General features: G+C 60.7%; 11 protein-coding genes and 1 pseudogene. 7 read left to right on the top strand and 5 right to left on the bottom strand.

The features are described 5' to 3' along the window. A pseudogene (locus BFP96_RS29895) lies at positions 1–97 on the top strand (malonate transporter subunit MadM); the annotation flags it as partial. Between the two features lie 121 nt (positions 98–218). Here the strand turns inward: BFP96_RS29895 and BFP96_RS00300 are convergent. Beyond that, entirely contained in the window at positions 219–1,133 is a 915-nt protein-coding gene (locus tag BFP96_RS00300; protein ID WP_065891557.1) for a LysR family transcriptional regulator, read from the bottom strand. Between the two features lie 143 nt (positions 1,134–1,276). Here BFP96_RS00300 and BFP96_RS00295 point away from each other — a divergent pair, with 143 nt between their 5' ends. Beyond that, complete coding sequence (locus BFP96_RS00295; RefSeq protein WP_065895755.1) at positions 1,277–1,894, top strand: PAQR family membrane homeostasis protein TrhA; 618 nt, start codon at positions 1,277–1,279, stop codon at positions 1,892–1,894. A 201-nt stretch (positions 1,895–2,095) separates the two neighbouring features. Here BFP96_RS00295 and BFP96_RS00290 read toward each other — a convergent pair whose 3' ends face one another. Next, entirely contained in the window at positions 2,096–2,998 is a 903-nt protein-coding gene (locus tag BFP96_RS00290; RefSeq protein WP_065891555.1) for a LysR family transcriptional regulator, read from the bottom strand. A 108-nt stretch (positions 2,999–3,106) separates the two neighbouring features. Between BFP96_RS00290 and BFP96_RS00285 the strand changes: the two genes are divergently transcribed. Genes BFP96_RS00285 through BFP96_RS00275 form a run of 3 tightly spaced genes read left to right on the top strand, consistent with a single transcriptional unit; the run spans position 3,107 to position 5,618 of the window. Further along, entirely contained in the window at positions 3,107–4,330 is a 1,224-nt protein-coding gene (locus BFP96_RS00285; protein WP_065891554.1) for a D-amino acid dehydrogenase, read from the top strand. Between the two features lie 10 nt (positions 4,331–4,340). Then, positions 4,341–4,691 carry a RidA family protein gene (locus BFP96_RS00280; RefSeq protein ID WP_065891553.1) on the top strand — a complete coding sequence of 117 codons (351 nt, stop codon included), beginning with the start codon at positions 4,341–4,343 and terminating at the stop codon, positions 4,689–4,691. A 24-nt stretch (positions 4,692–4,715) separates the two neighbouring features. Next, a complete protein-coding gene (locus tag BFP96_RS00275) occupies positions 4,716–5,618 on the top strand; it encodes a transporter substrate-binding domain-containing protein (RefSeq protein ID WP_065935359.1) in 903 nt (300 codons plus the stop codon). Positions 5,619–5,755: 137 nt separating this feature from the next. Here the strand turns inward: BFP96_RS00275 and BFP96_RS00270 are convergent, their stop codons facing one another. Together BFP96_RS00270 and BFP96_RS00265 are read right to left on the bottom strand one after the other, a co-directional pair. Then, complete coding sequence (locus BFP96_RS00270; protein ID WP_065935358.1) at positions 5,756–6,475, bottom strand: 16S rRNA (uracil(1498)-N(3))-methyltransferase; 720 nt, start codon at positions 6,473–6,475, stop codon at positions 5,756–5,758. A 142-nt stretch (positions 6,476–6,617) separates the two neighbouring features. After that, positions 6,618–8,024 carry an adenosylmethionine--8-amino-7-oxononanoate transaminase gene (locus BFP96_RS00265; protein WP_065891550.1) on the bottom strand — a complete coding sequence of 469 codons (1,407 nt, stop codon included), beginning with the start codon at positions 8,022–8,024 and terminating at the stop codon, positions 6,618–6,620. A gap of 272 nt (positions 8,025–8,296) precedes the next feature. Here BFP96_RS00265 and BFP96_RS00260 point away from each other — a divergent pair, with 272 nt between their 5' ends. Next, entirely contained in the window at positions 8,297–8,848 is a 552-nt protein-coding gene (locus BFP96_RS00260) for a cytochrome b (RefSeq protein WP_065891549.1), read from the top strand. Between the two features lie 32 nt (positions 8,849–8,880). Continuing rightward, entirely contained in the window at positions 8,881–9,459 is a 579-nt protein-coding gene (locus tag BFP96_RS00255) for a YceI family protein (protein WP_065885385.1), read from the top strand. A gap of 173 nt (positions 9,460–9,632) precedes the next feature. Here BFP96_RS00255 and BFP96_RS31605 read toward each other — a convergent pair. Next, the coding region (locus tag BFP96_RS31605; RefSeq protein ID WP_371914750.1) for a hypothetical protein at positions 9,633–9,773 on the bottom strand (141 nt) is incomplete at its 5' end.

Here is a 9,773-nt window from a genome sequence, read left to right as displayed (position 1 = left end):
GCCGTATGGCGCGCTGACGGCGACGTTTCATACCGGGTTGGGCTGCCTGCTTGGGCCTTCGTTGATGTACTTCATTGTGCGGGGGTTGGTCGGTTAGTTTTGGAGATGGTGGTGTTTGGTCGGGCGCCATCGGGGGCAAGCCCCCTCCCACATGTTGACCGCATTCTCATGTTGGAACTCGGTCAACTGTGGGAGGGGGCTTGCCCCCGATAGCGATCTCAAGCCTGGCGATTGGCATACATCCGACACTCCGCCAACAACGCCAGCAAGTTCGGATCGCGCTCCTTGGCCTTCAGGAACACCACGCCGATATGCTGCTGCAACCGATACCTGGGCTGCAGCGGTATCAGCTTCACGCGGTTCTCGTACACCGCCGCGATCCGCCCCGGCAACAGCGCATAACCCACCCCCGAGCTGACCATGCTCAGCAGCGTGAAGATGTCATTGACCTGCATCGCCACCTTGGGCTCGAACCCCGCCTGCTTGAATACCCGGTTGCCATCCTGATGGGTGGCGAAGCCCTGGGTGAGGGTGATGAAGGTGGCGTCGCGCACGTCGGCCAGGTCAATTTCCTGCTCGCGGTCGAACGGTGATTCGGCCGGAGTGGCGAGGAAAATGTCGTCGGTAAACAGCGCGATCTGTTCGCAGTCGGGGTCGTTGGCGTGCTCATCCAGGGAGATAAGGATCGCGTCCACCTCCATGTTCTTGAGCTTGTAGAGCAGGTCGAAGTTGGAGCCCAGAATCAGGTCGATGTTGAGTTCGCTGCGGCGGATTTTCAGGCCCATGATCAGTTGCGGCACGGTCTTGACCGTCAGCGAGTACAGCGAGCCGAGCTTGAAGCGTTCGGCGGAGAAACCTGCGGCCTCGCGGGTCAGGCGCACGCTGTCGACCACGTCGGCCACCAGCTTCTGCGCGCGCTCTTCGAGTACGTAGGCGCTTTCCAGCGGCGTCAGGTTGCGGCCCTCGTGTTTGAACAGCGGGCAGCGCAGGGCATTTTCCAGCGAATGAATGGCGCGGTGCACGCTGACGTTGCTGGTCTGCAATTCGGCGGCGGCGCGGGCCAGGTTGCCGGTGCGCATGAATGCCAGGAAGATTTCCAGCTTTTTGAGGGTGAATTCTTCGTCGATCAACATGGCCGTGGCTCTGGTTCACATGCCCTCGATTGTGCCCGCAAAACGGCGCGGCGTCGTCGGAACGTCATAACGCGCTTGCACTCTGATGCGCAAGGCTGGACGCTTGTCCACGTGTGCTTGGAGTTACAGGAGGTCGGTGACAGATGTACCACGGAGAACGATTCAACGCCTGGAGCCATTTGCTCGGTGCTGTCGCGGCGTGCATGGGCGCTGTTTGGATGTTGGTGGTGGCGAGCCTGGATGGCAGCCCCTGGAAGATCGTCAGCGTGGCGATTTATGGCTTTACGCTGATCGTGCTGTACAGCGCCTCGACGGTGTACCACAGCGTGCGGGGGCGGCGAAAAGAGATCATGCAGAAGGTCGATCACTTTTCGATCTACCTGTTGATCGCCGGCAGCTACACCCCGTTTTGCCTGGTGACGCTGCACGGGCCGTGGGGCTGGACGCTGTTCGGGATTGTGTGGGGGCTGGCGGTGATCGGCATTTTGCAGGAGATCAAGCCGCGCTCCGAGGCGCGGATTCTATCCATCGTAATCTATGCGGTGATGGGCTGGATCGTGCTGGTGGCGGTCAAGCCGCTGCTCGCCGCGCTGGGCACGGCGGGGTTTATCTGGCTGGCGTCGGGCGGGGTGTTGTACACCGTCGGCATCATCTTTTTTGCCCTGGAGGACCGCCTGCGCCATTCCCATGGGATCTGGCATTTGTTTGTGATTGGCGGCAGCCTGCTGCACTTTGTGGCGATCATGCATTACGTGCTTTGAATGTGAGAGGGGACAAGCCCTAATGTCAGTCAGTTAAGGTTTTTTTGTAGGAGCGAGCTTGCTCGCGAAAAACTCACAGGCGCGCGTTCATTCAGGAAGCACGCGTTATCGTTGACGTTTTTCGCGAGCAAGCTCGCTCCTACAGGGCGGCTGAATTTTTCAACGGCCTGTTTGGGCTTGCCCCTCCCACAATGGGTGCTCTTAGAGACGTGCCAATAGTTCACAGGCGCGACTGCCGAAAATCTCCAGCAGCTTGGCCAGCATATGCGGCGGTGGCTCGTTGGCGCGGGTCAGGGCGTAGAGGGTGATGGGCAGCGGTGGGGTGAGCGTGCGGATCTGCGTGGTGGCCGTTGAGGCACCCAGCGCGGTGAACGGATCGATCACGGTCAGGCCCGCGCCGGATTCGACCATCGCACGCGCCAGGGAATAGGTTTGCACCGAGATCGTCACCCGTGGCGGCGGGTCGATATTTTCCAGGTAGCTGCCCAGCTTCGCCGCCAGCGGGTCGGCGCTGGACAGGCCGATCAACGGCGCCCCGGCCAGCTCGGCCAACGGCAAGGGCTGATGCCGTTCGGCATCCGGCCAATAGCCCTTGGACGCCAGCGCCACCAGTACACCGTTGGCCAGCACTTGGGTAGTCAGCCCAGGATGGCCGGAGAAGTTGAGCGTCAGCGCCAGGTCGATCTCGCGCATCAACAGCTTTTGCACCAACTCGCGGCTATGGTCGCTGGACAGTTCGCAGGCCATGTCCGGGTAATCGCGCGTCCATTCCAGAATTGCCGGTGGCAGCAGGGACAGGGCCAGCGCCGGGATTGCGCCGATCCGTATGCTTTGTCCCGGCATGTGGCGCAAACTCTTGGCCAGGCGCCGCACGCCTTGCAGGCTTGCGGTGACTTTCTCGACTTCACTCTCCAGCGCCAGCGCTTCCGGCGTGGGCTGCAATTTGCCGCGTACGCGCAGGAACAGCGCAAAGCCCAACTGCAATTCGGCGTGCTGCAACACCTTGGTCACCGCCGGTTGCGAGACATGCAGCAACTGCGCGGCGGCGCTGATGGAGCCGGTCTGGCGGATGGCCTGGAAGATTTCGATATGACGCAAGCGCATGGAAAGTCCATAACCTTTGTTTATAGGTGACCCATCTTTATTCATTGTCGGTGGCCTGTCACCTGCCCCTAGTCTTGAGGCCTCTTGATTCAGCGGCGGGCGGCGGGAATGGTGCACATCATTGGGGGTGGGGTGATTGGTCTGGCGAGCGCGTATGCGCTGGTGCGTGCGGGCCACGAGGTGACGGTGATCGACGCGCGCGAGACCCTGGGCAGTGAAACCAGCTTTGCCAATGGCGGGCAGTTGTCCTATCGCTACGTGGCGCCGCTGGCCGATGCCGGCGTGCCGCTTCAGGCCATCGGTTGGCTGTTGCGCGGTGACTCGCCGTTAAAGCTGCGCCCACGCCTCGACCCTCAGCAATGGCGCTGGATGGCCGCGTTCCTCGGTGCATGCCGTAGCTCGGTGAACACACGCAATGCCGCCCACCTGCTGCGACTTGCCTCCCTGAGCCAGCACACGTTGCAGCAATGGCGCGAGGATGATCACCTGGACGGCTTCGACTGGCGGCGCAACGGCAAACTGGTCACCTTCCGCAACGCCAGCTCATTTGCGCATGCCCGCAGCAAGGTCACCGATATCCTTCAACAGCAGGTGCTGTCGGCCGCCGATTGCGCACGCCTGGAGCCGGCGCTGGCGGGCGGTGGTTTTGTCGGCGGGATCTACACGCCGAATGAGGAGGTGGCTGATTGTCATGCTTTCTGCCAGCGCTTGGCGGCGCGGCTTGAAGCGTCCGGGCGCTGCCGCTTTTTGCTGGGGCGCAAGGTCACCGGCATTCGCCACGCTGACGGTGCGGTGCAGGCTATCGAATTGGGCGCTGAGGTGGTGCCGGTCGAGCATCTGGTACTGGCGGCCGGTTATCGCAGCGCCGAGTTGGGTGTGCCGCTGCCGCTTTACCCGCTCAAGGGTTACAGCCTCAGTGTGCCGATTGGCGCGCAGCACCAGGCGCCGAACGTGAGCATTACCGACTACGACCGCAAGATCGTCTATGCGCGCATCGGCGAACAACTGCGGGTGGCGGCCATGGTGGATATCGTCGGCTTCGACGCCAGCCTTGAACCCAAGCGCCTGGCGCTGATGAAACGCCAGGCACTGGAGACATTTGCGCAGGCTGGCGATTACGCCCATGCGTTGGAGTGGGCGGGTATGCGCCCGGCCACCCCCACTGGCGTGCCGCTGATTGGTGCCAGTGTGTATCGCAACCTGTGGCTGAACCTGGGCCACGGCGCCCTTGGTTTTACCCTGGCCTGCGGCAGCGGCCAGTTGCTGGCTGAGTTGATCGGGCAACACGCGCCTTCCATTGATATGCAGGGCCTTGCGCCCCGCGCCGCATGAGGATGTATGGATGACCATCACCCGAATCTGCAGCAATGAGCGCCTCTCGGGCGCAGTGACCTTCAAGGACCTGGTTTTCCTCTCGGGCCAAGTGCCCGGTGATGGCCAGGACGTGGCGACACAAACCCAGGAGGTGCTGACCAGGATCGATGCGCTGCTGGCCCAGGCGGGCAGCGATAAGGATCATCTGCTCAACGCAACGATCTATTTGAAAGATATCGGCAGCGGTTTTGCACCGATGAACGAGGTGTGGTCCGCCTGGCTTTCACCGGGCATGGCGCCGACGCGCACGACCCTTCAAGCGGAACTGGCGCGGCCGAGTGTGCTGGTGGAAATCAGCGTGATTGCTGTACGTAAATAATCGAAAAACCAACGGAGAATAACAATGAAAAAAATCCTGTTGACCGGCTGCACCCTGGCGCTTTTGCTGGGCGCACAAGCCCATGCGAACCAAGCGCCGTTGGACGGCACGCTGGGCAAGATCGCTAACGCCAAGTCCATCACATTGGGCTATCGCGATGCGTCGGTGCCGTTTTCCTACGTGGGGGATAGCAGTGGCAAACCCATGGGTTATTCGGTGGAGCTGGCAGATAAGATCGTCGAGCGCATCCAGCAGAAAATCGGGGTGGGCACGCTCAATGTGAAGTACAACTTAGTGACCTCCCAAACCCGTATCCCGCTGGTGCAAAACGGCACTGTCGACCTGGAATGCGGTTCTACCGGGGTGACCGCCGAACGGCAGAAGCAGGTGGCGTTTTCCTACGGGTTTATCTACGTGAAGGGGCAATTGCTGACGGCCAGGGACAGTGGTATCCAAGGCTTTGCGGATCTTGCGGGCAAGAACGTGGTGACCACCGCGGGTACCACCAACGAGCGTTTCCTCAAAAGCTACAACGCCGAGCACAAGGCCAATATGTTCGTGATCAGCGCCAAGGACCATGGCGAAGCCTTCAAGATGCTTGAGACCGGCCGTGCAGCGGCGTTCTATATGGATGACGCGTTGCTTTACGGCGAGCGCGCCAAGGCCAAGGATCCGCACAATTGGGTGGTGGTGGGGGAGGAGCAGTCGCGGGAAATCTACAGCTGCATGGTGCGCAAGGACGACCCGCAGTTTCTTGCGGTGGTCAACGAGACACTTGGCGACCTTTATCGCAGTGGGGAGATCAACGGGATTTACCGGCGCTGGTTTGAGTCACCCATTCCGCCCAAGGGCCTGAACCTGGAATTCCCGATGACCAGTGAGTTGAAAGCGATTATCGCCAAGCCGGTCAGCGACCCGGTGGAGTAAGAAGTGCTACCCAAGATCGTTCCCACGCTCCGCGTGGGAATGCATCCTTGGACGCTCCGCGTCCGCTTCTAAAGTCGTAACGCAGAGCGTTAAAGGCGGCATTCCCACGCAGAGCGTGGGAACGATCACTGGGAGTGTTAGAAGTCGCCCCACAGTTGCTGAGCCACGGCCAGCGCCACCACCGGGGCGGTTTCAGTGCGCAGAACCCGTGGGCCGAGGCGGGCGGCGTGGAAGCCGGCGCCTTGGGCGGTGTCGACTTCGCCGTCGGTCAAACCGCCTTCAGGGCCGATCAGAAAGGCCAGGTTTGAAGGCTTGGCATGGCTGACCATCGGCTCGGCCACCGGGTGCAGCACCAGCTTCAAATCCGCCTCGGTCTGTTTCAACCAGTCCGCCAGCAACAGCGGCGGGTGAATCACCGGCACCGTTGAACGCCCGCATTGCTCACAGGCGCTGATCGCCACCTGGCGCCAGTGCAGCAGGCGTTTGTCGGCGCGTTCGTCCTTGAGGCGCACTTCGCAGCGCTCGCTGAAAATCGGGGTGATGGCGTTGACGCCCAGTTCGGTGGCTTTCTGGATCGCCCAATCCATGCGTTCGCCTCGGGAAAGGCCTTGCCCCAGGTGGATGTGCAGCGGCGATTCGGCCTGGCCGTTGAAGCGTTGCGTCAGTTGCACGGTGACGCGTTTTTTACCGACTTCCAGCAGGCTGCCGAGAAACTCCTGGCCGGAGCCGTCGAACAGTTGCACGGCGTCGCCTTCGACCATGCGCAACACACGGCTGATGTAATGCGCCTGGGCTTCGGGCAGCTCAAGGTCGCCGAGGCTCAGCGGGGTGTCGGTGAAAAAGCGGGACAGTCTCATGTCTGTTCTCTGGAAAAATTATGCATACACACGTTCTGTCTTTCTGTAGGAGCGAGCTTGCTCGCGAAAAACGTATACCCGACGCCGTAATGTGCCTGGAATACCTTCGCGAGCAAGCTCGCTCCTACAGGGATTTTGGACACTATCCCGGATCACGGAAACTTGGGTGAAAATCCTTCGGCACGGCAACGCTGACCTTGCTGTTGGTGGCGATATCGATGCCTTCACTCGCAACCTCGGCAAGGAAATCAATCTGTTCCGGCGTAATCACATACGGCGGCAGGAAATACACCACGCTGCCCAGCGGTCGCAACAACGCGCCACGCTCCAGGGCATGCTCGAACACCTTCAGGCCTCGGCGTTCCTGCCAGGGGTAGGGGGTCTTCGTCGCTTTGTCCTGCACCATCTCGATGGCCAGCACCATGCCGGTCTGGCGCACTTCCGACACGTGCGGGTGGTCCACCAGATGGGCCGTGGCGCTGCCCATGCGCTGGGCCAGGGCCTTGTTGTTTTCGATCACGTTGTCTTCTTCGAAGATATCCAGGGTCGCCAACGCTGCCGCGCACGCCAGCGGGTTGCCGGTGTAGCTGTGGGAGTGCAGGAAGGCGCGCAGGGTCGGGTAGTCGTCGTAGAAGGCGTCGTACACGTCATCGGTGGTGACCACGGCGGCCAGCGGCAGGTAGCCGCCGGTCAGGGCCTTGGACAGGCACAGGAAGTCCGGGCGGATGCCGGCCTGTTCGCAGGCGAACATGCTGCCGGTGCGGCCAAAGCCCACGGCGATTTCGTCGTGGATCAGGTGCACGCCATAACGGTCGCAGGCTTCGCGCAGCAGTTTGAGGTACACCGGGTGATACATGCGCATGCCACCGGCGCCCTGGATCAACGGCTCGACGATCACGGCAGCGACGCTGTCGTGGTGTTCGGCCAGGGTCTGTTCCATCGCCAGGAACATCGTGCGCGAGTGTTCTTCCCAGCTCATGCCCTCGGGGCGCAGGTAGCAGTCGGGGCTCGGCACCTTGAGGGTGTCGAGCAGCAGCGCCTTGTAGGTTTCGGTGAACAGCGGCACGTCACCCACCGACATCGCGGCGATGGTTTCGCCGTGGTAGCTGTTGGTCAGGGTGACGAAGCGCTTTTTGTTCGGCAGGCCACGGTTGAGCCAGTAGTGGAAGCTCATCTTCAGCGCGACTTCGATGCACGACGAGCCATTGTCGGCGTAGAAGCAGCGGGTCAGGCCTGCGGGCGTCATGGCCACCAGGCGTTCGGACAGCTCGATCACCGGCTGGTGGCTGAAACCGGCGAGGATCACATGCTCCAGCTGGTCGACCTGGTCCTTGATGCGCTGGTTGATGCGCGGGTTGGCGTGGCCGAACACGTTGACCCACCAGGAACTGACGGCATCGAGGTAGCGCTTGCCTTCGAAGTCTTCCAGCCATACGCCTTCACCGCGCTTGATCGGCACAACGGGCAGTTGCTGGTGGTCTTTCATCTGGGTGCAGGGATGCCACAGCACCGCGAGGTCGCGTTGCATCCACTGGTTATTCAAGCCCATCGGTCATCTCCTCGAAGCGGTCCTGCAACCTGCGCAGGCGAAACAATCGCGCAAGCCTATGCAATGGTGGCGTGGGTCACAAGCCATTGTGGGGAAATTCGCGGTAAATGCAGGACGGTCTGTCACGTTTGTTGGGAATAGTCTTAATCCCTTGTTAATTTATGATGCATAGCCTTCAGATCGTATTTCTCGATATTTCAAAGCGAAATTTTCCGCTTTAATTCGATAGGTAAAACGCTAGTCTTGGGCACAGTTCTTACGGGATTAAGTACATGCAGCTACGCAACTCACCGGCCCGCTATGGCTGGGTCAGCATGGTTTTGCACTGGGGCGTGGCCCTGGTGGTGTTTGGAATGTTCGCCCTGGGCCTGTGGATGGTCGGCCTCGATTACTACAGCGCCTGGCGCAAAGACGCGCCGGACCTGCACAAGAGCATTGGCATCACGCTGTTCGCCATCATGCTGGTACGCATTGTCTGGCGCCTGGTCAGCCCGCCGCCGCCGCCGTTGGCCAGCTACAGTCGCCTGACCCGCATCGGCGCCGCGTTTGGTCACGCGTTCCTGTATCTCGGGTTGTTTGCCGTGATGATTGCCGGTTACCTGATTTCCACCGCAGACGGTGTCGGTATTCCGGTGTTTGGCCTGTTTGAAATTCCTGCCGTGGTTTCCGGTCTACCGGACCAGGCAGATACCGCCGGCTGGGTGCATTTGTACCTGGCCTGGGTGCTGGTGGTGTTCGCCGGCTTGCACGGCGTGGCGGCACTGAAACACCATTTTATCGATCGTGATGCGACCCTGACGCGAATGCTGGGGCGCAAAGCCTGATGTTCAACCTCGACTCACAAGGAATAGAAAACATGTTGAAGAAGACACTCGCCGCTTTGGCAATCGGTACCGCCCTGCTGTCCGCCGGCCAGGTAATGGCTGCTGACTACAAGATCGACAAGGAAGGCCAGCACGCCTTCATCGATTGGAAAATCAGCCACCTGGGCTACAGCTACATTTACGGTACCTTCAAGGACTGGGATGGCACTTTCAGCTGGGACGCAGCCAAGCCTGAAGCCAGCAAAATCGCCGTCGACGTGAAAACCGCCAGCCTGTGGTCCAACCACGCTGAACGTGACAAGCACATCGCCAGCAAAGACTTCATCGACGTGGCCAAGTTTGCCGACGCCAAGTTCGTGTCCACCGCCGTTAAACCCACCGGCGAAAAGACCGCTGACGTGACCGGCGACCTGACCTTCCACGGCGTGACCAAGCCGGTGACCTTCAAGGCCACCTTCAACGGTGAAGGCAAGGATCCATGGGGCGGCGAACGTGCCGGCTTCAACGCCAAGACCACGATCGACCTGAACGACTTCGGCGTGAAAGGCCCAGGCCCGACTTCGCAGACTGTCGACCTGGACATCACGCTGGAAGGCGTGAAGCAGAAGTAATGCTTGGTATGTAGGAGCGAGCTTGCTCGCGAAAACGTCAACGATGACGCGTGAAACCTGGATGTACGCGGTGTCTGTGAGTTCTTCGCGAGCAAGCTCGCTCCTACAGTTTAAAAGCAAAAAAAATGCCCCGTCTCGAAAGAGGCGGGGCATTTTTTATGGCGCTTTGAAACTCAGCGGTTGCGGGTCAGCAGCGCTGGTTTTTCACCACGAGGACGGCCAGGCAATTGATCCAATTGCTCGGGTGTCGGGAAGCGATCCGCTTTCGACTCCTTGTGGATAATCTTCGGCGCCGGGCCGCCGCGCGGGTTTTG

The organism is Pseudomonas sp. 34 E 7, from assembly GCF_900005715.1.
GTDB lineage: Bacteria > Pseudomonadota > Gammaproteobacteria > Pseudomonadales > Pseudomonadaceae > Aquipseudomonas > Aquipseudomonas orientalis_A.
Note: the sequence above shows the minus strand (reverse complement) of the source record. Positions and strands in the feature narration are given on the sequence as shown.